This window comes from Bombella dulcis, from assembly GCF_026385505.1.
GTDB lineage: Bacteria > Pseudomonadota > Alphaproteobacteria > Acetobacterales > Acetobacteraceae > Bombella > Bombella dulcis.
In genome coordinates, this window is the sequence record NZ_JANIDV010000001.1 from 614166 (window position 1) to 640236 (window position 26071).

General features: G+C 58.8%; 22 protein-coding genes, 1 tRNA gene, 1 pseudogene and 1 riboswitch. Of the genes and pseudogenes, 6 read left to right on the forward strand and 18 right to left on the reverse strand.

All coding sequences use genetic code 11. The features are described from left to right. Positions 1-50 precede the first annotated feature (50 nt). Positions 51-494, forward strand: a complete 444-nt coding sequence (locus NQF87_RS02795; protein ID WP_266126890.1) for a hypothetical protein — start codon at positions 51-53, stop codon at positions 492-494. A gap of 171 nt (positions 495-665) precedes the next feature. On the opposite strand, the gene NQF87_RS02800 is transcribed toward NQF87_RS02795, so the two are convergent. Continuing rightward, on the reverse strand, positions 666-1019 hold the full coding sequence (locus NQF87_RS02800) for a hypothetical protein (protein ID WP_266126891.1): 354 nt from the start codon (positions 1017-1019) through the stop codon (positions 666-668). A 37-nt stretch (positions 1020-1056) separates the two neighbouring features. Between NQF87_RS02800 and NQF87_RS02805 the strand changes: the two genes are divergently transcribed. After that, on the forward strand, positions 1057-2721 hold the full coding sequence (locus NQF87_RS02805; RefSeq protein WP_266126892.1) for a DEAD/DEAH box helicase: 1665 nt from the start codon (positions 1057-1059) through the stop codon (positions 2719-2721). Then, positions 2718-4016 (forward strand): class I SAM-dependent RNA methyltransferase, encoded by a 1299-nt coding sequence (locus NQF87_RS02810; RefSeq protein ID WP_266126893.1) that lies wholly within the window; start codon positions 2718-2720, stop codon positions 4014-4016. The genes NQF87_RS02805 and NQF87_RS02810 overlap by 4 nt, the downstream gene beginning before the upstream one ends. Positions 4017-4058: 42 nt before the next feature. Here NQF87_RS02810 and NQF87_RS02815 read toward each other — a convergent pair whose 3' ends face one another. The 8 genes from NQF87_RS02815 to NQF87_RS02850 all read right to left on the reverse strand — a co-directional run bounded on the left by NQF87_RS02815 (position 4059) and on the right by NQF87_RS02850 (position 11428). Continuing rightward, positions 4059-4415, reverse strand: coding sequence for a HesB/IscA family protein (locus tag NQF87_RS02815; protein ID WP_266126894.1), 357 nt, complete (start codon positions 4413-4415; stop codon positions 4059-4061). Between the two features lie 40 nt (positions 4416-4455). Beyond that, entirely contained in the window at positions 4456-4902 is a 447-nt protein-coding gene (locus NQF87_RS02820; protein WP_266126895.1) for an SUF system Fe-S cluster assembly protein, read from the reverse strand. Positions 4903-4909: 7 nt separating this feature from the next. Beyond that, complete coding sequence (locus NQF87_RS02825) at positions 4910-6121, reverse strand: aminotransferase class V-fold PLP-dependent enzyme (protein WP_266126896.1); 1212 nt, start codon at positions 6119-6121, stop codon at positions 4910-4912. Further along, entirely contained in the window at positions 6114-7313 is a 1200-nt protein-coding gene (gene sufD / locus NQF87_RS02830) for a Fe-S cluster assembly protein SufD (RefSeq protein ID WP_266126897.1), read from the reverse strand. Before sufD ends, NQF87_RS02825 begins: the two co-directional genes overlap by 8 nt. Continuing rightward, positions 7310-8080, reverse strand: a complete 771-nt coding sequence (gene sufC / locus NQF87_RS02835) for a Fe-S cluster assembly ATPase SufC (protein ID WP_266126898.1) — start codon at positions 8078-8080, stop codon at positions 7310-7312. Before sufC ends, sufD begins: the two co-directional genes overlap by 4 nt. Positions 8081-8083: 3 nt before the next feature. Further along, positions 8084-9565: a Fe-S cluster assembly protein SufB gene (sufB, locus tag NQF87_RS02840; protein WP_266126899.1), complete on the reverse strand. Its 1482-nt coding sequence runs from the start codon at positions 9563-9565 to the stop codon at positions 8084-8086. Continuing rightward, positions 9540-10034: an SUF system Fe-S cluster assembly regulator gene (locus tag NQF87_RS02845; RefSeq protein WP_266126900.1), complete on the reverse strand. Its 495-nt coding sequence runs from the start codon at positions 10032-10034 to the stop codon at positions 9540-9542. The genes sufB and NQF87_RS02845 overlap by 26 nt, the downstream gene beginning before the upstream one ends. Before the next feature lie 137 nt (positions 10035-10171). Further along, positions 10172-11428, reverse strand: a complete 1257-nt coding sequence (locus tag NQF87_RS02850) for a DUF445 domain-containing protein (RefSeq protein WP_266126901.1) — start codon at positions 11426-11428, stop codon at positions 10172-10174. A 218-nt stretch (positions 11429-11646) separates the two neighbouring features. Here NQF87_RS02850 and NQF87_RS02855 point away from each other — a divergent pair, with 218 nt between their 5' ends. Next, positions 11647-14439 (forward strand): phosphoenolpyruvate carboxylase, encoded by a 2793-nt coding sequence (locus tag NQF87_RS02855; RefSeq protein ID WP_266126902.1) that lies wholly within the window; start codon positions 11647-11649, stop codon positions 14437-14439. A 73-nt stretch (positions 14440-14512) separates the two neighbouring features. Here NQF87_RS02855 and NQF87_RS02860 read toward each other — a convergent pair whose 3' ends face one another. The 4 genes from NQF87_RS02860 to NQF87_RS02875 all read right to left on the reverse strand — a co-directional run bounded on the left by NQF87_RS02860 (position 14513) and on the right by NQF87_RS02875 (position 20596). Then, entirely contained in the window at positions 14513-15853 is a 1341-nt protein-coding gene (locus tag NQF87_RS02860; protein ID WP_266126903.1) for a voltage-gated chloride channel family protein, read from the reverse strand. 43 nt (positions 15854-15896) lie between these two features. Next, positions 15897-15982: riboswitch (Fluoride riboswitch) on the reverse strand. 104 nt (positions 15983-16086) lie between these two features. Then, on the reverse strand, positions 16087-18198 hold the full coding sequence (gene fusA, locus NQF87_RS02865) for an elongation factor G (RefSeq protein WP_266126904.1): 2112 nt from the start codon (positions 18196-18198) through the stop codon (positions 16087-16089). Positions 18199-18351: 153 nt separating this feature from the next. Beyond that, positions 18352-18657: a 50S ribosomal protein L28 gene (gene rpmB, locus NQF87_RS02870; protein ID WP_077395677.1), complete on the reverse strand. Its 306-nt coding sequence runs from the start codon at positions 18655-18657 to the stop codon at positions 18352-18354. Positions 18658-18790: 133 nt separating this feature from the next. Further along, positions 18791-20596 (reverse strand): ATP-binding cassette domain-containing protein, encoded by a 1806-nt coding sequence (locus tag NQF87_RS02875; protein WP_266126905.1) that lies wholly within the window; start codon positions 20594-20596, stop codon positions 18791-18793. Between the two features lie 154 nt (positions 20597-20750). Here NQF87_RS02875 and NQF87_RS02880 point away from each other — a divergent pair, with 154 nt between their 5' ends. After that, positions 20751-21599, forward strand: a complete 849-nt coding sequence (locus NQF87_RS02880; protein WP_266126906.1) for an NUDIX hydrolase — start codon at positions 20751-20753, stop codon at positions 21597-21599. 76 nt (positions 21600-21675) lie between these two features. After that, positions 21676-22794 (forward strand): AI-2E family transporter, encoded by a 1119-nt coding sequence (locus NQF87_RS02885; protein ID WP_266126907.1) that lies wholly within the window; start codon positions 21676-21678, stop codon positions 22792-22794. Between the two features lie 12 nt (positions 22795-22806). On the opposite strand, the gene NQF87_RS02890 is transcribed toward NQF87_RS02885, so the two are convergent. From NQF87_RS02890 to NQF87_RS02905, 5 genes and pseudogenes are all read right to left on the reverse strand, one after another. After that, positions 22807-22883 (reverse strand) — tRNA-Pro (locus NQF87_RS02890). A 75-nt stretch (positions 22884-22958) separates the two neighbouring features. Beyond that, positions 22959-24335, reverse strand: coding sequence for a coiled-coil domain-containing protein (locus tag NQF87_RS02895; protein WP_266126908.1), 1377 nt, complete (start codon positions 24333-24335; stop codon positions 22959-22961). A gap of 102 nt (positions 24336-24437) precedes the next feature. Continuing rightward, positions 24438-24659, reverse strand: a pseudogene (locus tag NQF87_RS08825) (MerR family transcriptional regulator); the annotation flags it as partial. Next, a complete protein-coding gene (locus tag NQF87_RS02900) occupies positions 24646-24966 on the reverse strand; it encodes an integration host factor subunit alpha (protein ID WP_266126909.1) in 321 nt (106 codons plus the stop codon). The pseudogene NQF87_RS08825 and the gene NQF87_RS02900, both read right to left, overlap by 14 nt. Positions 24967-25072: 106 nt before the next feature. After that, positions 25073-26068, reverse strand: a complete 996-nt coding sequence (locus tag NQF87_RS02905) for a beta-ketoacyl-ACP synthase III (RefSeq protein WP_266126910.1) — start codon at positions 26066-26068, stop codon at positions 25073-25075. Positions 26069-26071 lie beyond the last annotated feature (3 nt).

Genomic DNA, 26071 nt, shown 5'->3' on the forward strand with positions numbered 1-26071 from the left:
TCCCTCTATAAGACGTGACCGACCATTCAGTTACATACCACGGATTGACTATGACCAGTTCACTTCTCTGGGGTCTCATTCTTGCCCTGCATCTTCTCTGCATCACCTACTGGGTTGGTGGAGCCATCTTCTGCCTCCAATCCCGCCGTACCACCCGCCTACTGGAGGCCCAGCAAGCCAGCACGGTGCTGCTCCAGACCTATGGACGCTACCTCAGGGCACTCTGCCATGTGGTTCCCGTAGCCATCATCAGTGGAATCGCCCTCATCATCCATGCCGGTCCGCACCTGCCCTGGCCGTTTCATCTTATGGCCTTCTGCGGTCTCATCATGATCGTCATTTTCCTGACCATGCTGTTTGGTCCCCTGCGTGCTGCACGCCGTGCCATCCGCCCTCAGCCGCAGCTTTTCACGTCCCTGCACCGGCGAGCCGCTCTCATGGCCCTCATTGGAGCCATCGCCATCATTGCCGGTGCCCTTGGTGGCGGAGCCTGATGCCCTGTCATCAACCCTGAACCGACAGCCTATTATCTTGCCAAAAACGGCATTTAACGATAACGGACAGTAATGAACCGGGGATGATGTAGCCCGTCTTCCCCGGCATTCTTCCAGCCGCCCGACAGGGGTTGCCGGGCAACCCGACCCGTAACAGAAACATTCCGAGAGTCATTTGAGCAGTAAACCATCCTCTGGTCCGTCCAAGACCCGCAGCAGCACCAGCCGCACGCGGAAAACATCCTCTACCCGTGCAAAGACACCCCAGATCGGGACAGAGACCGAAACAGAACGGCCGGAAGATAAAACTTCCCGGGGAATGTCTGCTACCCTGGCACAAAAATCAGCAAAAAAACGCGCCGAAAGTGATTCACTCAGCTCTCCTTTTGAGGTAATTGCGAATCGCAATAGCGTTTCCACCCTCGAAAAGACAAACCCTTTCCAAAAAGATGAACCTCTAGTAGGTAAAAATACAAAAAAAACATCGACGACAACACGTAATAAAAGTTCCGTTAAGCCTACCAATTCGGATGTTCCTGTAGTATCCTCCGACAGAGTAAAAGTGACGATCGAATCTACAAAAAAAACAACTCGACGCCGTACATCTGCCAAAGCCGAGGCCTCTGAAGACACCGCTCCGGCCACGGCTGCAAAGAAGAGGACCCCGGCCAGACCTGCACGCCGCCGCAAACCAGTAACAGAAGCCGAACCGGAGATTGTGGCAGCCCCCGCCCCGGAACAGGACAGCCCGGCCGACGAACCCGTCGTGCCGGAAACGGATGACCGCATCAGCTTCAGCGATCTTGCTCTCTCCCCGTCCATCCTCAGGGCGATTGAGGAGATGGCCTATACGCACCCCACGCCCATCCAGGAACAGGCCATCCCGGAGATTCTGGCTGGTCGTGATGTTCTGGGCGTAGCGCAGACAGGAACCGGCAAGACGGCTTCCTTCACCCTGCCGATGCTGGAGAAGCTCTCAAAATCCCGTGCCCGTGCCCGGATGCCCCGGTCGCTCATTCTTGAGCCGACCCGTGAGCTTGCCCTTCAGGTCGCCGAGAATTTCAAGCAGTACGGTGCCCACCTCCGTCTCACTCATGCACTGCTGATTGGCGGCGGCAAGATGAACGAACAGCGGGAGCTTCTGAACCGTGGTGTCGATGTCCTCATCGCCACGCCGGGCCGTCTGCTTGACATGTTCGAGCGGGGCGGGCTGCTGATGACACAGACGGACCTGCTCGTCATTGATGAGGCGGACCGTATGCTGGACATGGGCTTCATCCCCGACATTGAACGCATCGTGAGCCTGCTGCCCAGGCGACGCCAGACCCTTTTCTTCTCCGCCACCATGGCCCCGGAGATTCGCCGTCTGGCTGATGACTTCCTGAACAGCCCGAAGGAAATCACCGTCGCCCGTCAGTCTTCCGTTGCCAGCACCATCACCGAAGGGCTGCTGGTCGTGGAGAAGAAGGACAAGAACCGTGCCCTCTGCGCCCTGCTGCGTCAGGACGGCGTGCAGAATGCCATCATCTTCTGCAACCGCAAGCGTGACGTGGACATGCTGGAGAGCCATCTGACACGGCAGAAATTCTCTGTCGGACACCTGCATGGCGACCTGACGCAGGATCTCCGCTTTGAAACGCTGGAACGCTTCCGCACCGGTGATCTCCAGATTCTGGTCTGCTCGGATGTGGCCGCCCGGGGCATCGACATTGGCGGCCTGTCTCACGTCTTCAATTATGACCTGCCCTTCAATGCGGAAGATTATGTTCACCGCATCGGCCGCACCGGCCGTGCAGGCAAGGAAGGCAAAGCCTACAGTCTGGCCACACCAGACGAACAGAAGCTGCTTGAAGCCGTCGAAACCCTGACAGGCAAGACGATCGAGCCACTGACGGTCAAAGGCTTCCGGCATCTTGCGTGGCGGGGTGATGAAGAGGCCTCTCCGACTTCTTCCACCAGGTCTGAAGGCAAAGACCGGCAGCAGGGTGGAAAAAACAGGAAGACGGCCGAAACCAGAACGGAAGAGCGCCCTGCCCGCAAGAAACAGCCGGAACGTGACCCGCTGCCAGAAGCCCGCAAGCATGACCATAAGCAGCGTTCCGGCCGGGCCGAGCTGCTGCCGCCCGTACCGGAAAAGAACGGCCTTCAGGACGGATTTGGCGAAAATGTGCCCGCCTTCATGAAGGTCAGCTTCCTGCCGGAACCTCGTGACCCGTCTGAATCATGATGGAAACCTCCACGCAGAGTCGTGCCACCGTCGAACAACTTGGCCGTTCGGGCGACGGGATGGTTCGTCATGATGGGCAGACATGGTACATCCCCGGTACGTTGCCGGGTGAGCAGCTGCATCTGCACTTTCATGACGGGCAGGTGGAGCTGCTGGACCGGGAAAGCTCCGCTTCCGAACGGGTGACGCCTCCCTGCTCCCTCGCCGAACACTGCGGGGGCTGTGCCCTCCAGCATATGGATCAGGCCGCCCTGCTGGACTGGAAGAAAGATCAGGTCCAGCGTGTCCTGAACAGGAGCGGCTTTACCGATCTGCCGGAACCTGCCCTGTACCAGACGCCACCCCATAGCCGTCAGCGGCTGGATGTGGCCCTGCAACGGGTTCCGGGAGGAATGGTTCTGGGGCTTCACCAGCGGGGTGGTGATCCGGTGGACATGACGGAATGTCCCCTCATCCGCCCGGAGCTTCTGGCTCTTCTCCCTGCCCTCCGCCAGTGCCTGTCCTCTCTCGGTGCCCTGACGAGCCGTGCCAATCTGGCCATCAACCTGCTGGAGAGCGGACCAGACCTGATGCTGGAAACACCCGCTCCCCTGAGCGGGTCTGACAGGGAAAAACTGGCCGCTTTCGCACGGGCGCATCGCATTCCCCGCATCACATGGCGTTCGGCTCCCGGCAGGGTGATGGAAACGGCAGCCCAGACAGGGCCGGTTTTTCATCATTTTGGTGGCGTGAAGGTCTCTCCTCCTCCAGCCAGTTTTCTTCAGGCCAGTCAGGAAGGGGAACAGGCCATCCGTGACGCCGTTCTGGCCGGTCTGCCACCACTGAACCGGAAAGACCGGATCATCGAACTCTATGCTGGCTGCGGGACCCTGACCTTCCCTCTGGCGCAGCATGGTTTCGTACAGGCCTATGAAGGCGACAGGGCCGCCATCACCGCCCTGCGGGCCGCCACACATGGCAGCCGTGCCGAAGGGGTTGAGCGGGACCTGAACCGCCAGCCCCTCCTCCCACCGGAACTGAATCAGGCCCGTGTGGTCGTGCTGGACCCGCCTTATGCCGGTACCGGCAAACAGCTTGCGTCCCTTCTGCGCTCCAAAGTGCAGGACATGGTCTATGTCAGCTGTAATCCGGCTGCCCTGGAGAAAGAACTCCCCGCCATGAAGCAGGCCGGTTTTGCCATACTGTCATGGACCGTGATCGACCAGTTTCTCTGGTCCACGGATGTGGAAACCGTGCTGGTTCTGTCCAGAGACCCCAAACGCATCCGCAAAGCCGAAAAAAAGCGGAAGGGCTGATCCTCCCTTCCGCTTCATCATTTCTGGATCGCTTCCACAAAATCAGACGTGGAAGCTTTCCCCACAGCCGCAACGACCCTTTTCATTGGGATTGGTGAAGGTAAAGCCTGATTCCAGCTCCTTCACCTCATAATCCATGACTGTCCCGATCAGGAAGAGCGTGGCCTTGCTGTCCACCAGCAGGGTCAGGCCATGATCCTCGATCCGTTCGTCACCTTTCTGGATTTCCGGCACGAAATTCATCTCGTAGGACATGCCGGAACAGCCACGCTTGCCCACGCTGATACGCAGGAACTTGCCCTGCTCGGCCCCTTCATACAGGGCCTTCAGGCGGACGGCGGCCCGATCCGTCATGGTCATCAGAGGTGGCAGGCTGCGTCTGGGTGCAGTAGCTGTCATGAAATCACCCTCCCGATTTTCAGTTTCCAGCGATCTTCAGTCAGAACATGTTCAGGGCAAGACGGGCATTGTCGCTCATCCGGCTCATGTCCCACGGCGGGTCCCATACCACCCTGACGGTCACTTCCCGCACGGTCGGCACGGACAGTACGGCATAACGCACCATCTGGGGCAGTTCCTGGGCACTGGGGCAGTTCGGAGCCGTAAGGGACATCTCGATGTCCACACGCCCGTCATCATGCAGGTCGATGGCATAGATCAGCCCCAGTTCATAAACATTGACCGGGATTTCCGGGTCAAAAACGGTCTCGATGGCGGCGATGACTTCATCCTGCTGCGGCGGCGCATCAACAGGCGGAGGAACAAGCTCTTCCTGCCCCTCATAAGCCTGCTCCCGTGTCGGAACAGACGGCCCATCGGGAATGGTCTCGTCCACAGCGGGAGAAACCGCTTCTTCTCTGATCTTCAGGTCGTCTGTTTCTGTCATGACATCCTCACGCAAGTAAGGCACGCGCACGCTCGATGCCGTGGGCCAGAGCGTCTATCTCGTCACGTGTCGTATAAATGGCAAAACTGGCCCGGGCGGTCGCCTGCACTCCCAGCTCCTGCATCAGCGGTTCAGCACAATGCTGCCCGGCCCGGATGGCAATTCCCTGCTGATCCAGCAGGACAGCCAGATCATGCGGGTGTGCCCCTTCCACCTGAAGCGAAAAAACACCCCCCCGCTCCACCGGGTTCGCCATGATGCGCACCCCTTCCGTCTTTTCAAGAACCTTCTGGGCATAAGCGACCAGATCACGCTCATGTGCTTCAATCGCCTCTGCCCCGAGACTTTCCACGAAACGGATGGCGGCCCCAAGACCCAGCACCTCCAGAATGGCGGGCGTTCCGGCTTCAAACCTGTGCGGGGCATCCGCCCATGTGGCCTTCTCGAACGAGACGGAGCGGATCATGTCGCCACCGCCAAGGAAAGGCGGCATTTCCTCCAGCAGAGGCAGTTTCCCCCAGAGGATGCCGACCCCTGTCGGGCCATAGAGCTTATGACCGGTAAAGACGAAGAAATCCGCCCCCAGAGCCTGCACGTCCACCTTGCGATGGACGATGGACTGGGAGCCATCAACGATGATCTTCGCCCCGTACTTATGCGCCAGCTCTGCCAGCTTCGTCACCGGCGTGATGGTTCCCAGCACGTTGGACATGTGCGTGACCGAAACCAGAGCGACACGGCCATCCTTCAGCCGCTCTTCATAAGCGGCCAGGTCAATATCACCAGCCTCATTGATCGGCGCAACACGCAGCTCAATGTCCAGACGGTCCCGCAGCATGAGCCAAGGCACGATGTTGGCATGATGCTCCAGCGCAGAAATCAGCACGGCCTGACCGGGTTTCAGCTGGTTGCCCAGCGAATGGGCCAGCAGATTGAGGCCTTCCGTGCTATTCTTGGTAAAGACGATCTCCCGCCGGTCCGCCGCATTGAGGAACCGGGCCACATCATCCCGCACGGCCTCATAGGCCTGCGTGGTCCGTTCGCTCATGTCGTACAGACCACGATGGATGTTGGCGTAACAGTGCCGTGCCGCTTCGCTCATGGCGTCGATGACGCACTCCGGCTTCTGGGCGGAGGCCGCACTGTCCAGAAAGACCAGCGGACGCCCATGAGCCGTTTCGGAAAGAATGGGGAAGCGGGCACGCACAGTATCAGACATGGCCGGGCAATGCTTTCAGCAGATAGTCACGCAGGCTCTCATGCTCCACAAGTTCCACCGTCTCCAAAAGGAAGGCCTGAACCAGCATGTCACGGGCCTGCTCTTCCAGAACACCACGGGAGCGGAGATAGAAAAGCTGGTCTTCATCCAATGCACCAACGGTCGCCCCGTGGCTGCACTTGACGTCATCAGCGTAAATCTCAAGCTCCGGCTTGCTGTTCATCTGCGCCTTTTCGGACAGGAGCAGGGCCTGATTCATCTGGTAACCATCGGTCTTCTGGGCAATCTGGTCCACCAGAATCTTGCCCTGGAACACGCCCTGTCCATTTTCGGACAGCACCGTCCGTACCGTCTGGCGGGACGTGCAGTCCGGAGAGGCATGGTGAATCATGGAAGACAGATCATTCAGCCGACTGCCATCAACAAGCTGGATGGCATTGACGTTCGTGTTGCTGAACGACCCGGAAAGCTGGCTGACCACTTCCTGGCGGGCCAGAACGCCGCCCTGGTTGAGCGTAAAGCTGTCATAATTGCCCCGCTCACCAATACAGGCCCCCACGATCGCCAGACGGGCCGCCTCACGGCTTTCCACCTGCTTCGTAACATGGCTGAGATGTGCATTGGCTGCACAATGGACATCCATCTGGGGGTTGGTCAGATACTGGCCCTCACCAAGCTGGATATCCAGCAGGGTCAGCCGTGCCCCCTCATCCAGCGTAATGCTGTGATGAAGATGGGTGGACACACCGTTCCCTTCCGTCAGGCTGACCATGACAATCAGACCGGCATCCTTCCCGACCGGAACATGCAGGCGTGCCCCCGGCTGACGCAGGGCCGCATTCAGTCCGGCAGAGAAACGCCCTGCCAGCAGCGGCTGCACGGCAGACCCGTCACCATATTCCTGCACATCCATGCAGGCCGGCAGATGGGACAGCCCCTTACAGAACCGCCCATTGGCAAAAACCAGCAGGCCATCATGGGTCGGCAGGTTCAGCCCGTCGATACGCTGCTTCACGGCGGCATCATCCAGAGCTGGTGCTACCTGCCATGCAATTCCATTCAGGGACTGGAGCGGCGTATAATGCCATGCTTCCACCCGCCTTGTCGGCAGCCCTTCCGTCCCCAGCAGGGCTGCACGCTCCCCGGCACGGCCCGTCAGGGCCTGCCAGGCTGCTGCACTGTTCTCACTCACGCTGCTGCCTCAAGAAACTGTTTGTAGCCCTGTTTTTCCAGCAGGGTGGCCACTTCCGGCCCGCCACTATGGATGATGCGCCCGTGGGCCATGACATGCACACGGTCCGGCACGATATAGTCCAGAAGACGCTGATGATGGGTGATCACCAGAGACGAGAAATCCGGCCCCCGCAGGGAATTGACGCCATCCGCCACGATGCGCAGCGCATCAATATCCAGCCCGCTGTCCGTCTCATCCAGGATAGCCAGTGAAGGCTTGAGCAGGCGCATCTGAAGCACTTCATTGCGCTTCTTCTCACCACCGGAGAAGCCGACATTCACGGCACGCTTGAGCATCTCGCCGGACATGGAAAGACGGCCCGTTTCCTCCCGTGCCAGCTTGAGGAAGGACACGGCATCCAGCTCTTCCTCACCACGGGCCTTGCGCACGGCATTCACGGCCGTCCGCAGGAAGTTGGCGTTATTGACACCCGGCAGCTCCACAGGGGACTGGAAGGCAAGAAACACACCCAGTGCGGCACGCTCTTCCGGCTCCAGCTCCAGCAGGTCCTGCCCCTTGAAATGAGCGGAACCACCCGTCACCTCGTAATCCTCACGCCCTGCCAGAACGTAGGACAGCGTGGACTTGCCGGACCCGTTCGGCCCCATGATGACATGAACCTCTCCCTTGGGGATTGTCAGGTCCAGACCCTTCAGAATTTCCTTGGAGGTTCCGTCAGCATCGATCTGGGCCTTCAGCCCTTCAATCTTCAGAAAATCACTCATAGCTTAACCCACGCTCCCTTCCAGACTGATCTGAAGCAGCTTCTGTGCTTCCACAGCAAATTCCATCGGGAGTTCCTTAAGAACTTCCCGGCAGAAACCGTTCACGATCAGGCCAACGGCTTCCTCTTCTGAAAAACCACGGGACCGGCAGTAAAAGAGCTGGTCCTCGGAAATTTTGGATGTTGTCGCCTCATGCTCGATGCGTGCGCTCATGTTGCGGCTCTCGATATAGGGAACCGTATGGGCACCGCACTGGTCACCGATCAGCAGACTGTCACACTGGGTGAAGTTGCGTCCGTTGCGTGCCTTGGGCTGCATACGGACAAGCCCACGATAGGTACTGTCCGACTGACCAGCGGATATGGTCTTCGCCACGATGGTGGACCGTGTATCCGGGGCCAGATGGATCATCTTCGTGCCTGTATCGGCCTGCTGATGCCCGTTCGTCACGGCAACGGAATAGAACTCACCAACCGATCCCTTCCCTGCCAGAATGCAGGATGGATACTTCCACGTAATGGCGGAACCGGTCTCGACCTGTGTCCATGAGATGCGGGCACGGTCACCTTTGCAGATGCCCCGCTTGGTCACGAAGTTATAGATGCCGCCCTTGCCGTTCTCATCACCCGGATACCAGTTCTGCACCGTGGAATATTTGATGAAGGCATCTTCCATCGCCACCAGCTCGACCACAGCAGCATGAAGCTGGTTCTCGTCACGCTGCGGAGCCGTGCAGCCTTCCAGATAGGAGACGGTGGCCTGATCCTCGGCAATGATCAGCGTCCGCTCGAACTGTCCCGTATTACGGGCATTGATGCGGAAGTAGGTGGACAGCTCCATCGGGCACCGCACCCCTTTGGGCACGTACACGAAAGACCCGTCGGTAAAGACGGCCGAATTCAGGGCCGAGAAGAAATTGTCCGCCACGGGCACGACCGTACCCAGATATTTCTTCACCAGTTCAGGATGCTCGATGATGGCCTCGGAGATCGGGCAGAAAATCACGCCCGCCTCGGCCAGCGTTTTGCGGAAGGTCGTTGCCACGGAGACACTGTCGAACACCGCATCCACGGCCACGGGCGTCTTCTGCCCTGCGCCTTCCACACCGGCCAGCATCTCCTGCTCATGCAGGGGGATGCCAAGCTTCTCGTAGGTCTTCAGCAGCTCGGGATCGACCTCATCAAGGCTCTTGGGGCCATCCTTCTTCTTGGGCTGGGCGAAATAGTGGGCATCCTGATAGTCAATCGGCGGATGCTTGACCTTTGCCCAGTTCGGCTCGCTCATTTCCTGCCAGGCACGGAAGGCCTTCAGACGCCATTCCAGCATCCACTGTGGCTCTTTCTTGCGAGCGGAAATCAGCCGGACGATGTCCTCATTCAGCCCCTTCGGGGCGAGGTCCATCTCCACATTCGTCTCAAAACCCCACTCGTAATTGGACTTGGCCAGTTTCTCAACGGTTTCACGGGTTTCCGACACAGCCGGCATGACATCCTCCCTGTTCCTCAGGTCCACGCATCGTCGCTCCCGCCGATGCGGCAGAGGACGGATCGAATTTCAGATCGGGGTTGGCCATATCTGCCAGAGATATGGTCTCAAGGGCCTGACGGACCGCTCCATTGACCATATCCCATTGCCCGGACAGGCCGCAGGTTTCCCCGTGGGCACATTCCCTGCCATCACAACAGGCCGTCACACAGATGGGGCCATCCACGACGGTGATCACCCGTGCTACAGAAATGTCCTTCAGCTCCTCGGCCAGACGGTACCCGCCCCGTGCGCCACGGTAGGACACGACCAGCCCACCCGCTGCCAGTCCCTTCAGCAGCTTGGCGACGGTTGGTTCCGGCACGCCGGTCTCCTGCGCCAGAGACGCAGCCGTGGCCAGATCGCCACGCACACCAAGACGTACAAGAACAACAGTCGCATAATCAGCCAGTTTGGACAGTCTCAGCACGATGAAAAACCTACAGCCTGTATCAATGATTCTTAATTTAAGACCCTACCGGTCCCCATTCAAGGAAGTGACCCATATTTTTCCGGGGGTCAAGCTTTATGTAATATTCATATGAAACAGGCCCTGTCCGGCCCTCATCACGGGACAAGCAGGATGAGTAGAGCCTCCAGCACGGCACCTACCACAAAACCGACCACAGTGCCATTAACCCGGATATAGGCCAGGTCCTTCCCGATGCCGGATTCCAGACGGGATGACAGGCTGTCCGCATCCCACTGCCCGACGACACGGGCAATCATGCCCGCCACAGTCTGCTGCATCTGCGGCAGGGCCTGCCTGACAGCCTGACGGACCGCCTGATCCAACTGGCTGGACAGGTCCGTCCGCTGTGAAAGCATATCCACCAGCTGCTGATAGGCCGTCTTCAGGGCCTGCACGTTCAGCCCGTCATCACGCTGGCTGTCGTCCTCCACCATCTGGCAGAAACGCCGCCACAGGCCGCCGCTCCACTCTTTCACACTGTCGTGAGAGAAAAAGGCCGTGATGCTGTCCATCAGATCATGAGCACTCTGGGGGTCTTCATCCAGCTGGTGAATTTTCTTCCGTACCCAGCGGGTGAAACCATGCCGGATATCGGAATCCATCGGGTCCACCCGGTTCAGCTCCGCCTTCAGGGCCGTCAGCACCTGCGTGGCCACCGACGCCCCGATCGCCCAGCCCAGCAGCCGTCCCCCCTGCTCCCGCACCCGTTTTTCCACAAAACTGTGCAGGTCCGCTTCCTTCGTATTCACCAGCTCCTTGAACTGGGCCAGGAAGAACGAGAAAACCTCCTGATGCACGTCACCATCCACCATGGCCCGCAGCCCACGGATGACAAGGGCGGCAATGTCGTCCCGCTTCATCAGGGTCGGGAACAGGGTGGCCAGAAATGAACCGCCCCGCCCGTCTCCCATCCGTTCCAGCACGGCCGGAGCCAGACCCCGCAGATGCCGGAGCAGATGCTCCTCCGTTTCATCCCGCTGAAGGAGACGGGCCAGAGCGGCTGGCAGGTCAGCCCGCTCCAGAAGACGGAACAGTTCCTCTTCCGTCAGGAAATGCTCGACCATGAAACGCCCGAGAGCTTCCCCCAGCTGGGCCTTGCGCTGCGGCAGGATGGCCGTATGTGGAATGGGCAGACCCAGCGGATGACGGAACAGGGCCGTGACGGCAAACCAGTCGGCCAGCCCCCCCACGACACCGGCCTGACTGCCCGCACGCACCATCTCCAGCCAGAGCGAAGGCCCGAACAGCTTCTGCCAGAGGCTCAGCCGACTGATGACCGCCAGTGCAGAGGCACCAGCCAGCAGCAGGGTGGCCCAGAAAGAAACCCGATTTTTACGCACCGGAACGGACATGATGTTGGGCTAACCTCCTATGGCCGCCTGCACGGAGCCGATCCGGGCACCTGCCATCCCGGAAAACAGCAGTAGAACACGGATCACACGACAGCGAACACTTATTAACAGCACTTGGCGCATTAACATAATTGAGCCTATACAGGAACGACCGTGCCGGTAATGGAGCCATACCCTTTCCGGCTGCCATGAGATCAAGACAAGCGAGACTGTTCCCCATGCCAGATTGCGCCTCCCCTGCTGACGCATCGCCTGCCGAACTGATTGAATCCTGCGCCACGGTGCTGAAACATGCACCGCATGACCTTTCCGGCCTGATCATTTCCATTGCGGAAAAAACGGGGACGGAAAACGGGCTGGACACGATCGGGCAGGCTGTCCGTCTGTTGCGGGACCGCAACTTTGTGACCCGTGCCGATGCCCTGCGCCGCTATATCGGTCTGGAGCATGACGGTGCGGAATGCCCGCCGGAACCTCGCCTGCGCAAAGTGGCAGAGCAGCTGGTCGCCCAGGCCCGGACACCTGATGACCTTGCCTCCACCGGTTTTGCTGCCGTCTTCACCGCACACCCGACCTTTGCTCTGGCCAATGATGTTTACGAACTGTTGGCCCGCCGTGCTGAAGACCCTTCCTGCCCGGTTCCCTCCCTGCCGACCCACCGTCGCAGCACGCCACCAACACTGGATGAAGAACAGGCCCTTGCCCTTGCCGCCATCACCCGCGGGCGTGATGCGCTGGACAGGCTGTCTGCGGAAATCTTCCAGACTGCCCGCCGTCGCTGGCCCGATGTCACGGAACTGACCCCAGCCTCCGTCCGGCTGGCAAGCTGGGTCGGGTTCGATACGGATGGCCGCAATGACATCGGCTGGTGGGATACCATCCGCATCCGTCTGGGTCTCAAGATCGCCCAGCTGGAACGCCTGCTGGATGGTCTGGGAAAAATGGACCTGAAAGACTCTGCCCTTGGCAGACGGGTTGAATCCGCCCTGCACGCCACGCAGAAGCAGCGGGAGGCCTGCCCCCGTTCTGTCCCCGGCCAGAGCATGAAGCCGGAAGACATTGCCCGTTTCTCCCATATTCTCATCGACCTGCGGGAAACGGCCCTACTCAGTGCAGAAGAGCTTCTCCCCCTCTTCCGGACAGAAGCCGCCGGACTGGATGAAGCCGCTGCCCGTCGGCTGGATGTCATCCGCACGGGCTTCCTCAATCATGGGCTGGGGCTGTCCCACATCCATACCCGCCTCAATGCGGCACAGATTTACAACGTGGCCCGCACGAGGCTGGGCCTGACGGATGACCCGACCCTGCCTTTCCATCGGCGTGCCCTTCTCTCGCACATTGATGCCGCCATGGATGACCTGAAGCCACTGGCCATCGACTTTGGTGCCCTGCTGGTGGAACCCAGCGCGGCATCACGCCTGATGATGACGATGGCGCAGATTCTCAAGCACGTTGATTCCGGGTCCCCCATCCGCTTCCTGATCGCCGAGACGGAAAGTGGCTATACGCTGCTTGCCACGCTCTGGCTGGCCCGTCTCTTCGGCATCCGGGATGACCAGATCGAAATTTCCCCGCTCTTCGAAACGGAAACGGCTCTGGAGAATGGGGAAGAAATTCTGGAAGAAGCCTTCCGCTCTCCCCACTGGCGGGCCTATCTCCGGGCCAATGGCCGTCTGTCGCTCCAGTTCGGCTATTCGGATTCCGGGCGTTATGTCGGGCAGCTGGCCGCTGGCCCCATGGTCGAACGCCTGCGCCTGCGCACACTGGAGCTGATGAAAGAACATGGGCTGGAAGACATCGCCCTCACCATGTTCGACACGCATGGTGAGAGCATCGGCCGTGGTGCCCATCCTTTCAGCCTGAAAGAGCGTCTGGAATATTTCTCCCCGGCCAATACACGCCATGCCCTGCGTGAAGCAGGTATCACGAGCCGGGTGGAAGCCGCTTTTCAGGGCGGTGATGGTTACCTTTCCTTCGGGACGGACAGGCTCGCCTCCTCCACCATTGCGACGCTGGCCGAGTTCGTGGCCTCACAGGGCGAACCCATTGCCACGGACAGGCTGAAAGACCCGCTTTTCAACAAGCCTGATTTTGCCATGGATTTCTTCTCCACCATCGCCCTGAAGATGGGCGATCTGGTGAATGACCCTGGCTATACTGCCCTGCTGAGTGCCTTCGGGCCTGCGCTGGTGGACAAGACCGGCTCCCGCCCCTCTGCACGCCAGTCCGACACGGCACGAGTGACACGCATCACCCATCCGAGCCAGATCCGTGCCATTCCTAACAATGCCATTCTCCAGCAGCTGGGCTGGTGGGCCAATGTCCTGCACGGCCTTGGCGGAGCCGCCCGCCGTCACACGGAACAGTTTGAGCAGCTGCGCCACAGCTCGCCCCGTTTCCGCCAGCTGATGGATTTTGCCTCCCAGGCCCTGAAACATTCAGACCTTGATGTCCTGCGGGCCACCATTCACCAGCTGGACCCCGGCACATGGCTGAACCGTGCCGCCGACTGCGACAATGCTGATGAACGGGTTCACTTCCTCAACATTGCCCGTGATCTGGAAGAACTGGAATTCTGGAAGAGCGTTCCGGCCCTCTTCCGCCGCATCCAGAGGGAAGACATCGCCCTGCGCTCCGCATGGCCTGAAGCCCCCCGCATGGATGTGAACGAGAAGCTGCTCCATGTCATCCGCTTCGCCCTGATGGACCGCATCTGGACACTGGGAACACACATCCCCTATTTCGGCCCCCGTGGCGGGCTGACGCGGGAAGCCATCACGACGCTGATCCTCTGCCTTGATGTCCCACGGGCACTGCGCCTGCTGGATGATCTCTTTCCCATCACGGCCCCCAGCATTGCTGATCTCGATTTCGGTGAACCGGGCGGTGCCGGTGTGGCGCAGGGCTTCGCCCGTGAACATCGGGAAATCTTCCAGCCCCTGCGGGACGCGTTCGACCTGCTTCGTGAAGTCGGCGTGGCCATCATGCACGCCAATCACTGCTTCGGCTGATACAGTCCTGCGGCCAGAAACGGCCTTCAGGACAAAGGGCCTCTTTCCTTTCCGGAAAGAGGCCCTTTCTGATTCAGAGCTGCTCTTCTTCCTTCCAGATTCCTTCTCTCGTGCGGCGCAGGGCAATCCCCGGCACGAAATCGGGCCGCCATACCTTGGGCACACCCACCTTCTGGGAAAGGTAGATGCCCGTATGGCCGGAACAGAGATAGGCAATGAAACAGCCCGTGGCGTAATAGACGATATTCGCCCCGCCAAAGAGTTCCACCCCCATAATCGTACAGGCCAGAGGGGTATTCACCGCACCACCGAAGACAGCCACCATGCCCACACCAGCCAGAAGATCACCGGGCACGCCCAGTACGGGAGCAAGCGCATTCCCCAGCCCGGCCCCTATGAAGAACAGGGGCGTCACTTCACCACCCTTATAACCCGTCGCAAGAGCGATGACGGTGAAGACCAGTTTCAGCAGCCAGCTCCAGTCATAATGGGTCGTGCTGAAAAAATTGACGATGGAGGCTCCACCCGCCTCGGGTGCCATGACGCCAAGCCCCAGATAATCCCGTGTTCCCAGTAACCAGACCAGCAGAATGGTCGCCACACCACCAATGGCAGGCTGCAACCAGGGCGTGGGACAGATTTTCTTAATGACCGGGCCAAGCCGATACACACCTTCCGCAAAGGCACGGCTGGCAAAACCGAAGGCCACGGCAGCAATGGCCACCTTCACCCACAACACGGCATCAACATGGAAGGGAATCTGTCCCGGTGCCGCAAGCCCCTTGAAGGTTACCGGGTAAACGGCGTGGTGGATGCCCCACTGATGGCATGTCCAGTCTGCGATGATGGACGTGACGGCCACGGGCAGCAGGGCTGAATAATCCAGCGCACCAAGGGTCAGAACTTCCAGCCCGAAGACGGCACCTGTAATGGGCGTGCCATAGACGGCTCCCAGCCCTGATGCCACACCAGCCGTCAGAAGGATGCTCGTGCTGCGCTTATCCAGCCGGAACCATTTTGCAAAACTGCTGGCGAGACTCCCGCCCATCTGTACGGCGGTACCTTCACGCCCGACGGAGGCCCCGAAAAGGTGGCTGACCACTGTCCCGATGAAGACCAGCGGTGCCATACGCAGCGGCACGCCTTCTGACGGCTGATGAATCTCATCAATGATGAGATTGTTGCCACCACCCGCACGGCCTCCCCACCAGTAATAGGACAGGGCGACAGCCACACCGGCAAAGGGCAGACCATACAGGATGGCAGGGTGCATGAAACGATACTGCGTCACCCATTCCAGCATCCAGAGGAACAGGGCGCAGGAACTACCCACAACGACGGCCAGAGGCACCAGCAGGCCAAGCCAGCGCAGAAGATTCAGCAGAAAGGATATGGATTCTTTAAAAGACGGCATGACAGACTCCCTCACCAGCCCTTCATATACGCCATGAAGGGTCTCATTGGCAGGAATCATCAGCCTTTCCCGTTTCCGGGTGGCGGTTCGGCCTGTATGGCCCGGTGGCAATCCATCACCGTGTAATGACAGAACACCATCATGCCGCATTCTGTCAAGCAGACGTAAAAGAAAACCCTCCGCCAGCGAACTGACGGAGGGCCTTCCTGAAGGAACAATCGCCAGGGAGCGTATCAGGCACGCTCTGCGATGATCTCATCCTGCACGTTGCGCGGCACCGGCTCATAGTGGTGGAACTGCATGGTGAAGGATGCACGACCCTTCGTGGCAGAACGCAGATGGGAAATGTAACCGAACATTTCCTTCAGCGGCACCTGAGACCGGATCAGAACGGTGGAGCCGGATGTCTCCTGGTTCTGGATGATACCACGGCGACGGTTCAGGTCACCCACCACGTCACCAACGTGATCGTTCGGTGTGGTGATCTCCACATCCATGATCGGTTCCAGAATGACCGGACCGGCCTTCTTCATGCCTTCACGGAAGCAGGCCTTGGCGGCAATTTCGAAGGCCAGAGCGGAGGAGTCAACGTCGTGATACTTACCGTCTTCCAGAGTGAACTTGAAGCCCACCGTGTCAAAGCCAGCCAGAACACCCGTCGTGGACTGCATACGCACGCCCTTTTCGACAGCCGGGATATATTCCTTCGGCACGGCACCACCGACGATCTTGTTCTCGAAGAGAATTTCTTCGGCACCCTTTTCTGTCAGCGGCTCGAAGGTGATCTTCACTTCAGCGAACTGACCGGAACCACCGGACTGCTTCTTGTGGGTGTAGGTCTCGGTGTGGGACTGGGTGATCGTCTCACGGTAGGCAACCTGCGGAGCACCGATGTTGGCGTCAACGCCATATTCACGGCGCAGACGGTCCACGATGATGTCCAGATGCAGCTCACCCATACCAGAAAGGATGGTCTGGCCCGTTTCCTGGTCTGTCCGCAGATGCAGGGACGGGTCCTCAGCTGTCAGCTTCTGGAGAGCCAGCGTCATCTTCTCGACGGCATCCTTGGTCTTCGGCTCGACGGAAATGTCGATCACCGGAACCGGGAACTGCATACGCTCCAGAACGACCGGATCAGCAGAATCGGCCAGCGTGTCACCCGTCACGGTGTCTTTCAGACCCACGAAGGCAGCAATGTCACCAGCACCGACGGACTTCACTTCCTGACGCTTGTCAGCGTGCATCTGGAACATGCGGCCAACACGCTCCTTCGTGCCCTTGGTGGTGTTCAGCACGGTATCACCCGTGTTCAGCACGCCACGATAGACACGGACGAAGGTCAGTGTACCGTATTTGTCGGAAATAATCTTGAAGGCCAGACCGGCAAACTTGCCTTCCGGGTCAACCGGGATGATCGGCAGGAAGCTCTCATCGACTTCCTTGTCTTCCGGCGGAGCAATGCGGATGCCCTCAACCTCGTCCGGAGCCGGGAGGTAGTCGATCACGGCATCCAGCAGCGGCTGCACACCCTTGTTCTTGAAGGCCGTACCACACAGGACAGGGCGGAACTCACCAGCGATGGTGCCCTTCTTGATGCACCGCTTCAGGGTGGCAACGTCCACTTCGCCCTTGTCGAAATATTCTTCCATGGCGGCAGTATCGACACTCAGGGCTGTATCCAGCAGGTTCTGGCGTGCTTCTTCAGCACGTTCCTTCATGTCAGCCGGGATTTCCTCGTAGTGGAATTTGGCACCCAGTTCACCGCCTTCCCAGACGATCGCGCGCATTTCCACCAGGTCAACAACGCCAACCATGTTTTCTTCAGCACCGATCGGCAGCTGAAGCGGAATGGCCACGATGTCCAGCTTCTCCTTCAGGGTGCTGAAGGCGTAATCGAAGTCGGCACCGGTACGGTCCAGCTTGTTGATGAAGATGATGCGGGGCACGTTGTAGCGGTCAGCCAGACGCCAGTTGGTCTCGGACTGCGGCTGCACACCGGCCACACCTTCGATCACGAAGATGGCACCATCGAGCACACGGAGAGAACGGTTCACTTCGATGTTGAAGTCGATGTGACCAGGCGTGTCGATGATGTTGATGCGGTGACCTTCCCACTCACAGGTCACGGCAGCAGAGGTGATGGTGATGCCGCGCTCACGCTCCTGCTCCATGTAGTCGGTTGTGGTGTTCCCGTCATGCACTTCACCGATACGGTGGGACATACCAGTGTAATAGAGCATGCGCTCTGTCGTCGTCGTCTTACCGGCGTCAATGTGAGCGGTAATACCGATGTTGCGAATTTTTGAGAGAGCGGACTTCGCGCCCTGTACGCTGTCGTCGGTCACGGGAAACCTCCAAAATGCAAGGAAAGGTGCCACGACCTTCACCGGGGCACCCTCATCAGACCCTGTATGAATACCAGAAAACGGACTGCCCCGGCAGAGTCACCCCGGCACAGCCGCCCGCCCTTCTTCTAGGGCGGGACCCAGCCGCATGGATCAGGCGGCTGGCTGGGCAGCCTTACGCTCCTGAACACGCAGGATGCGACGCTTGATGACCAGAGCTTCCGGTGTCAGTTTCCGGTTCGGTGTGCCCAGCAGGAAGGAATCAAGTCCGCCATTATGCTCGACCGTACGGATACCCTTGGCAGAAAGGCGCATGCGCACCGGGGCCTCAAGGATATCGGACAGGAGCGTGGCTTCCTGAAGGTTCGGCAGGAAACGGCGACGGGACTTGTTGTTGGCGTGGCTGACGTTATTGCCCGTCAGTACCCCTTTGCCCGTGACATGGCAACGGCGAGACATAGAACTTCCTCGATACTGTGATACGCAGGGCCGCAGGACGGCCTGACGTGTTCCGTAAATAAGGCGGGCTTATGACTTATGGACGCTGATACGTCAAGTCTTTCCTGCCTTTCATACCGACAGAAGCAGCCCGCTACCCCTCTACATCCGAATGACTTTCAACGGAACCCCCTCCTGCCTGCAATCTCCACATTCCTGCGTAAATACCTCCCTTTTCCAGCAGGTCACGATGGGTTCCCTCCTCTGCCACGGCTCCGGCGTCCATCACGATTATATGGTCAGCCTGCTGGATGGTGGACAGCCGATGGGCAATGACAAGCGTGGTCCTGCCTGCCGAGAGGCCCTGCAATGCCGTCTGGATGGCCTCTTCCGTCCTGGTGTCCAATGCGCTGGTTGCCTCATCCAGCACAAGCAGGCGGGGATTACGCAGGATGACACGGGCAATGGCCATCCTCTGCCTCTCCCCACCGGACAGGCGCACGCCCCGCTCCCCGACCAGCGTCCCGAAACCATCCGGCAGTCTTTCAATCAGGGGGGCCAGCTGGGCTGCTTCCGCTGCGTGCCGGATTTCCTCCATGCTGGCCCCCACCCGCCCATAGGCGATATTCTCCGCCATGCTGGCATTGAAGAGCGACGTATCCTGCGCAACCACCCCGATCTGTGCCCGCAGCTCTTCCAGCGAAAGAGACGGGAGAGGAACGCCCTCCATGAAGACCATGCCTTCCAGAGGGTCGTAGAGACGGCTGGCCAGTTTCGCCAGCGTGGACTTGCCCGAACCACTCCGCCCGACAATGGCCAGCATCTTTCCCGCTTCCAGCCGGAAGCTGACATCCCGCAGGATCAGCCGCCCCGGATCATGCCCGAAGGACACATGCCGCATCTCCAGCGTCACGCCCTCCGCCCGTCCCGCAGGCAGGGAAACAGGCTGCGCTGGAGACTGTATGTCCGGCTCCAGTGCCATGAGTTCCAGATAGGCCTCCATATCGACACGGGCATTGCGCCAGCCGGCACTGACATAGTTCAACGCCCCGACGGATGCATAAACACTGCGAAGATACGTGCCCATCAGTACAAATTGTGCCACACCGAGTCGATGAGCATGAATATCCAGTATGGCCAGCCCGAGTAATCCGGCCGTTGCCAGAGAAATGAGCATGTTGCGGACTGCCTGGGAACTTCCGATCAGTGTCTGGAGACGTATCTCGGCGGCTCGCAATTCTTTCCAGGCTCCTGCCTGCCGTCTGATTTCATGATCCACATTACCAAAAGACCGCACGATGTCGGCATTGAGCAGACTGTCCACAAGATGACGATGGGCGTTCCCGTTCGCCTGATTCCGCGCCCGGCGGGCCTGCATCCGCCAGCGCGTGAAAACAAAGGAGATGCCCCCATAAAGCAGCATCGTCCCGCAGAGCAGCATCAGATACAGCCCGCTGAACACACGCAGCACGACCAGAAAGGTCAGGCCCAGCCCCAGAACATTCGGCAGGACATTGGAAAACACCATATCCACGATCGTGCTGGCCGCATCGGCCCCACGGTCTATGGTCCGAGTCAGCACCCCGGTCTGCCTCTTCTGATGGAACCGGGCACTGAGGCGATGGATATGCTCCAGCCCCAACAGGCTGATCCGCTCCCGTAACGCCGCCCTCACAGGAACCATGAGCAGACTGCGGACAGGGCCTGCCACGGCCCCCAGCATACGCAGGACCGTATACTGCGCCAGAAGGGCCATGATGGCCGCCATGACGGTCTCATGCACCGAGAGACGCCCCACCATCCGGCTGAACAGCCAGGGCGTGGTGACGGATGTCACACTCTCCATTACAAGAAAAATGCAGGACAGCCAGAACCTGAACGACCAGTCCCTCAAAGAAGAAGGACGAATTTTCTGCCAGAATACCCGCAGAGGCAGACGCCTGACCTTTATTGATGCCATAAAAACCTGATAGATTTTCTTCTGCTGCCCCGGAGCAGGCCAACGGGACAGCTTTTATACAGTCCTGCTTTTTCTGCCAGCACCTGACTGCCCGCTGGAGGATGGAGTCTGGACAGACACGTCCCCTGTCATCACTGAATATCTGAGAGAGTCCATGCTGTCCTCCGCTGCCTCACCCTTCCTCCGTCACATTGAACGCTGCCGTAATGTCACTCTCTCGGCAGGACGGCTGCCCCTGTTTCATGAAGGCACGACCATCGGTCTGGTGGACCCCGCCTGCCTGTACTGGCTGGAAGACCCTGCCTGCACGGGCCTGATGACCGTCACCGATCAGGCCGTCACCCTGCCGGATGCCCGGAACCTGCGGGAGCTGAGCCTCCGCCTGGCCCGACAGGAACGTTATACCCCATTCCATGAATGGTTTGATGTCCGGTCCCCCACAGGTAAAATCATCGGGCAGATTGACCGTGCCCTTATCCCGGTCTTCGGCGTGGAAGCGTCTGGCGTGCATATGAATGGTCTTGTCCGGAAAGCATCGGGCCTGCATCTCTGGGTGGCCCGCCGCAGCCCCCAGAAACGGCTGGACCCCGGAAAGCTGGACCATCTGGTGGCCGGTGGCATGAGCAGCGGCCTGACACCGGAAGAAACCCTCATGAAAGAAGCAGAGGAAGAAGCCACCATCCCGGCCGGACTCTCCCGTCAGGCCAGCCATGTCAGCACGCTCCATTACGCCATGTCCCGCCCGGAGGGGCTGCGGCGGGACCGGCTCCTCTGTTATGACCTCTTCCTCCCGGAAGATTTTGTGCCTCACATCAATGATGGTGAAGTGGAATCCTTTCATCTCATGCCCGTTGAGGAAGTGTTCCGGCGGGTCCGGGACACTGACGAGTTCAAATTTAACGTCAATCTTGTCCTGCTAGACCTTTTCCTGCGCCTTGGGATGTTCGATAAGCAGGACAGTCTGGCTCTGGCAGATAGTCTGTACATGGGAGAGGCTGAATGACGGCCCTTTCCGGACCGGTCCGCCACCGTGCGGCTCCACACTTTATTCTGGCAAGATGACTGAGATACCACGCACCATGAATGACACCCCACACAGGGCACACCCTCCACTCCGGCTGCCCTCTCCTTCCAAGACCCTGCAGAAACGCGCCCGTGGTTTTCTGGCCCTGTTCTTCGTGCTGGCAGCCCTGTGGACACTCAGGAACATGCTGCCGGCCCTGCTCTGGGGTGGCATCTTCGCCATTGCCCTCTGGCCGCTCTACAGGCGATCCGTAAGACGGTTCGGCCAGACCATCTGGCTGCCGCTCCTCTTCACGGGAATACTGGCCCTGATCTTTCTGGTGCCCGTCTCCTTCATCAGCATCAAGACGGCTGATGAGATCCGCTCCGCCTTCATGTGGATTGACCTTGTCCGCCGCCAGGGGCTGCCTGTCCCGGCATGGCTGGACCGCCTTCCCGTAGCCTCTGCCCAGGCAAAGGCTCTCTGGGCCGAGCATCTCAGCAACCCGGACACGCTGAACGAGCTGTTCCGCTCCCTAAAACTCGGTCATGGTGTGGCCGTGGGCAAGCAGTTCGGCTCGGAAATCATCCATCGTGGCATCCTGTTCGGCTTTTCCATGCTGACGCTCTTCTTCCTGCTCAAGGATGGCGACAGCATCATCCGGAAATGCATGATCGCTTCACAGCGTCTTTTCGGGTCCCAGGGGGAAAGTCTGGCACGGCAGATCGTGTCCTCCATCCACGGCACGGTTTCCGGGCTGGTGCTGGTCGGTTTGGGTGAAGGTGCCATCATGGGCGTGTGCTATGTGGTGGCTGATGCTCCACAGCCCCTCATCTTTGGTCTGGCCACGGCCATTGCCGCCATGGTCCCTCTGCTGGGCTGGATCGCCGTGACGGGCGTGTGTCTGCTAATCGCCTTCAAGGGAAGTGTTGTTGCCGCTGCCATCGTCTGGCTGATCGGAGCTGTCGTGCTCTTCGTAGCTGACCATTTCATCCGCCCGGTCCTGATTGGCGGCAGCACGAAGGTACCGTTCCTCTGGGTACTGATGGGCATTCTCGGTGGTGCAGAGACATGGCAGCTCATGGGCCTGTTCGTCGGCCCCGCCATCATGGCAGGGCTGCACCTGCTCTGGACACTCTGGACCAGCAACAAGGTCTCAGGAGGCCAGCGTATGATAAAATATGAGGAGAAATAGAACCGCAGGAGATGGTCGGGCAGGCGGGATTCGAACCCACGACCCCCAGTCCCCCAGACTGATGCGCTACCAGACTGCGCTACTGCCCGTCGTCCTGCGGTAAGGAAGCCCTAGCAGCCCCGGATCATTCCTGCAATGGTCCGGGGGCTTTTTTTAATATTTTTTCAGAGGGTAAGCGTCTTCCGCATCTCGGCCAGTTCGCCAAGAAGATCACGCAGGAGCCTGTCCAGCTCCTCCTTCCGTTTCACCTGAAGGCGGTTCTCATTCTCCTGGGCTGCCAGCTTCTGATGCAGGGCAACACCTTCCGCCTCAAGAGTGCGTATTCTCTCCTGGGCCTGTGCGTGCCGCTCACGTTCACCGGCCATGCTTGCGTAAATCCGTTGCAGCCTGTCATTCTCTGCCTCTAGGTTCGCTACCTTTTCAGAAACGACAACCAAAGTAGCCTGCTTCTCTTCACTGGCCTCAAGAGACCGCTTGAGATGCACATTCTCATCTTCAAGAGACCGCATGATCAGGACAGATTGCTCAAGCTTGCCCAGAAGCTCCTGGCGTTCAGCCTCCACGGCTTCAAACTTCGCGACAACCTGCTGCTGTCTAGCATCAGCTTCAGTTCTAGAAGACTGAAGCTGCTCATGCTCGCCCCGCAGTGCCCTAAACCTCTGTCCGAGGGCCTCCAGCTTTTCTTCATGACCCCTGACATCCTGAAGCCGCTCTACAGTTTCAGATTTCAAACGGGCAACAGTTTCCTGAAGAGCGAGATTCCGTTCTTCCAGCTCCTTCTCTCTCTCCTGTGACCGGGCGTACTGCTGCTGTCCTGCCTGACGCAGCTCATCATTCTCCGTTTTCAGAAAAGCAGCCTGTTCAGCAGCTACGGCACGCACACTCTCCAGCTCTTCATTAAGAGCCTGAATCCGCCCATGCTCGACTTGCATCTCGGTCAGCTTCGCCCGCAGCACTTCGAGCTGGGCCAGCCGCTCTTTCCTGAACTCGGCTTCTTTCCGATACTCCGTCGCTTCTTCCATCAGACATTCAATAGTCCGCTGTAACTCACGGTTACGCCCTTCAGTCTCACGCCGCTTCTGATCGGCTACACGCAAGGTCTCATTCTCGGTCATCAAAACGGTCAGTTCCGTTTTTACCGCCTCAAGCTCACCCTGTAGCGTCCGCACTGCTTCTTGTTTGGCCTGCATCCCAGCCAGCTGAGCACGGAGCTCCTGAAGCTGCACCTGATCTTGCTGACGGATGGAAGCCGCCTCCTGCTGCACTTCCATTTCAGCCGTCAGACGCTCGACCGTTTCCTGAAGAAGCAGATTCTCTTTTTCCAACTCTTCAACGTAAGCCGTCTGTTCCTCTCCCGCGGAAGGCTGAGAGCGATTCTCTTCAAGGGCCTTCTTCAGGGACAGGTTTTCATCTTCCAATGCCTTAAGCAACACGGCAATACGCCCAAATTCCTCATGACGTTCATTCAGACTGCCATCACCTTGGTTTAACTCGCCTGACACGGCAGATCGAACAATATCGCCACCATCAGAGGCCAACAAATTCCCAGCCTCCCCCTCCTCAACCTCTGCTTCAATTACAGAAGGAGAAGGCTCGACAGGGACAATCCCCTCACGTCTGAGCTGAGATACAATCTCGTGACTTTTAGCCCCTTCGTGATACAATAAACGAGAAATATTTTTAACGACCATAACGGCCCGCTTGTCATAATAATTCTGCCCATCTTGTCGTCGCTCTGTCTTAAATATCGGATAAAGTCGTTCCCACGACTGTAGACGATAAAGAGGAAGACTCAGTTCTTCCGCTACGCTAGCAGCTGACCGCAGTTCCTCCGAATCCACCTGCGGTGATTCAACAGGCATCATAAGGGTTCCCCCCTTCTAGAATCTTACTATTAACACTCTCTCGCAACAAACAAGAAGGACGGAAAAAGGGGACACGTCGTGCCGAAATAATAGCCTCTTGACCCGTAAGCGGATTTCGACCCACCCGAGTCGGTTTATCCCGAACGGAAAAAGTTCCAAAACCGCTAATTTTCAGCGGTTCCCCCCGCTCAAGAATTTCGACAAATAGCTCAAACATTTCTTGCAGGAATAATACAGCCTGCCGGCGGGAAAAGCCATGCTCCCTCTGGAGGAGTTCTATCAGATCAGTGCGTACAATCGTCTCCATGGCCACAAGACGTATCACGAGCGATTTGATTAGCACACAAAAAACGAGTTCTTCCTCTCAATAAATATAAAGATACCTCAGAAAAGAACTATCTTAATGCACCTTATCACTTCCGTACGAGGGCCGATCCCCATGTCAGCCCACCACCGAGTGCCTCCATCAGCACGAGATCACCCTCTTTGATTCGCCCATCCCGAACGGCTTCGTCTAGAGCCAGCGGAATGGATGCGGCAGATGTGTTCGCATGACGGTCCACCGTCACCACCACCCGTTCAGACGGAAGGGACAGCTTTTTAGCCATGCCATCAATGATCCTGAGATTGGCCTGATGTGGCACCATCCACTGAATGTCCGTACCCTTCAGCCCATTGCGCTCCAGAGCTTCATCAACCGCAGCGGCCAGATTGACCACGGCATGACGGAACACTTCGCGCCCATGCATCTTCAGCGCAACCTTGCCGGAGGCACAGCCCACGGCACCATCCACATACAGCAGGTCACCAAGACGGCCATCTGCATGGAGATGCGTGGAGAGGATGCCTTCCCCCTCACCGGCCCCGGCTTCCAGCAGGACAGCACCGGCCCCGTCGCCGAACAGCACACAGGTGGACCGGTCTTCCCAGTCCAGCAGACGGGAGAAGACTTCCACACCGATGACCATAATACGTCCGGCCTGACCGGAACGGATCATGGAATCAGCAACCGTCAGGGCATAGACGAAGCCGGAACAGGCAGCACTGACATCAAACCCGAAGCCACGTTCCATGCCCAGGGCCGCCTGAACACGCACGGCAACGGATGGGAACACCTGATCGGGTGTCGATGTGGCCACGATGATGGCGTCCACATCTTCAGCCTTCCGGCCCGCATGTTCCAGCGCATTCCGGGCCGCTGCATGGGCAAGGGAAACGGCCGTTTCATCACCGGAGACAATATAACGCTGCTGGATGCCTGTCCGGGTCCGTATCCACTCATCAGACGTGTCAAGACTGAACTCGGCAGCCAGTTCGTCATTGCTGAAAGCACGTCTGGGAAGAGCACTGCCAACACCTGTCAGACGGGTACCCGCCGTTTTACCCCGAGCCTGTTGATCCTGCGCCATGAA

Excerpts from the sequence above, each read along its gene's own strand:
- NQF87_RS02825 (WP_266126896.1), bottom strand. The coding sequence starts at position 6,121 with ATGTCTGATACTGTGCGTGCCCGCTTCCCCATTCTTTCCGAAACGGCT.
- NQF87_RS02810 (WP_266126893.1), top strand. The coding sequence starts at position 2,718 with ATGATGGAAACCTCCACGCAGAGTCGTGCCACCGTCGAACAACTTGGC.
- sufC (WP_266126898.1), bottom strand. The coding sequence starts at position 8,080 with ATGAGTGATTTTCTGAAGATTGAAGGGCTGAAGGCCCAGATCGATGCT.
- NQF87_RS02875 (WP_266126905.1), bottom strand. The coding sequence starts at position 20,596 with ATGGCATCAATAAAGGTCAGGCGTCTGCCTCTGCGGGTATTCTGGCAG.
- NQF87_RS02815 (WP_266126894.1), bottom strand. The coding sequence starts at position 4,415 with ATGACAGCTACTGCACCCAGACGCAGCCTGCCACCTCTGATGACCATG.
- rpmB (WP_077395677.1), bottom strand. The coding sequence starts at position 18,657 with ATGTCTCGCCGTTGCCATGTCACGGGCAAAGGGGTACTGACGGGCAAT.
- NQF87_RS02855 (WP_266126902.1), top strand. The coding sequence starts at position 11,647 with ATGCCAGATTGCGCCTCCCCTGCTGACGCATCGCCTGCCGAACTGATT.
- NQF87_RS02850 (WP_266126901.1), bottom strand. The coding sequence starts at position 11,428 with ATGTCCGTTCCGGTGCGTAAAAATCGGGTTTCTTTCTGGGCCACCCTG.
- NQF87_RS02900 (WP_266126909.1), bottom strand. The coding sequence starts at position 24,966 with ATGGAGACGATTGTACGCACTGATCTGATAGAACTCCTCCAGAGGGAG.
- sufB (WP_266126899.1), bottom strand. The coding sequence starts at position 9,565 with ATGCCGGCTGTGTCGGAAACCCGTGAAACCGTTGAGAAACTGGCCAAG.
- NQF87_RS02795 (WP_266126890.1), top strand. The coding sequence starts at position 51 with ATGACCAGTTCACTTCTCTGGGGTCTCATTCTTGCCCTGCATCTTCTC.
- NQF87_RS02885 (WP_266126907.1), top strand. The coding sequence starts at position 21,676 with ATGAATGACACCCCACACAGGGCACACCCTCCACTCCGGCTGCCCTCT.
- NQF87_RS02905 (WP_266126910.1), bottom strand. The coding sequence starts at position 26,068 with ATGGCGCAGGATCAACAGGCTCGGGGTAAAACGGCGGGTACCCGTCTG.
- NQF87_RS02820 (WP_266126895.1), bottom strand. The coding sequence starts at position 4,902 with ATGACAGAAACAGACGACCTGAAGATCAGAGAAGAAGCGGTTTCTCCC.
- NQF87_RS02880 (WP_266126906.1), top strand. The coding sequence starts at position 20,751 with ATGCTGTCCTCCGCTGCCTCACCCTTCCTCCGTCACATTGAACGCTGC.
- NQF87_RS02860 (WP_266126903.1), bottom strand. The coding sequence starts at position 15,853 with ATGCCGTCTTTTAAAGAATCCATATCCTTTCTGCTGAATCTTCTGCGC.